At 59.2% G+C, this 895-nt stretch carries 1 protein-coding gene and 1 pseudogene; both read left to right on the plus strand.

Features of this window, described 5'->3' with window-relative positions; translation table 11 throughout:
* Positions 1 to 551 (plus strand): peptidoglycan-binding domain-containing protein (locus EO156_RS23820; RefSeq protein WP_206513897.1); only part of this gene is annotated, 551 nt, incomplete at its 5' end.
* A 73-nt stretch (positions 552 to 624) separates the two neighbouring features.
* Positions 625 to 895: pseudogene (locus tag EO156_RS23825) on the plus strand (VirB4 family type IV secretion/conjugal transfer ATPase); the annotation flags it as partial.

Below are 895 nucleotides of genomic sequence, written 5' to 3' on the forward strand. Positions count from 1 at the left end.
CCAAGTTCGCGGTGGAGCAATTCCAGCGCGCACATGGCCTGCAAGTCGATGGTGTAGTGGGGCAGCAAACACAGGCGGCACTCGGGAAAGCATTGTCGCAGCAGACGACCAAACACGCCGAGCAGAGCAGTGCTCAGGGTGTCCCTTCACATGCCACATCTGCTCCGTTGCTTTCCGATCCTCGCCACCCCGACAATGGCATGTTCGTCGGTACGGTAGGCAAGCTGGAGGCCTTGGGCGAGCGCGGTGGATTTTCCAACCGCAAGGAGCTGGAGCAGGCGGCCGGGCAGATCGTGTTCGAGGCCAAGGTCAGCGGTCTCCAACGCATCGACCATGTAGTGCCGAACAAGAGTGGCGACGGCTTCTTCGCGGTACAAGGCGAGATGACCGACCCAGCAATGCGGCGTGTATTCGTGGATCGCGATCAGGCGCAGAACCAACCGTTGGAACAGAGTAGCCGTCAGGTGGCGGAGGAAAGCCAGCGCCAAGTCCAGCAAAATGCGCACCAAGCACAGCAAAACGTCGAGACACGCAGCGGCCCAAGCCTGTAAAGGCAGATAACGTTCGATGGATGGCCCCGGCACTGACCGGGGCCATTTTTTTTTGCAAGAGCGTAATGTATTGGCCAAGGAAGATCTCGCGATCGCCTCGTCATTCTATGCGCAGCTGCCGGGCAACTGGCGCTTCCGTACGCGCATCGCCAACCTGAGCTCGCTGAACTTCCTTGGCTTGTCGCCGCTGCACAATTTTGCCCAGGGCAAGCAGCACAACAATCCATGGGGCGACTGCGTCACCACCCTGCAGACAACCAATGGGCAGCCGTACTACTTCAACTTCCATGCGACGCATCCGTCCGAGAACTCATTGGGAGAGAAGGCCATCGGCAATACGATGG

This window comes from Xanthomonas sp. DAR33341 (genome assembly GCF_003992815.1).
In the GTDB taxonomy this organism is placed as follows: domain Bacteria; phylum Pseudomonadota; class Gammaproteobacteria; order Xanthomonadales; family Xanthomonadaceae; genus Xanthomonas; species Xanthomonas cissicola.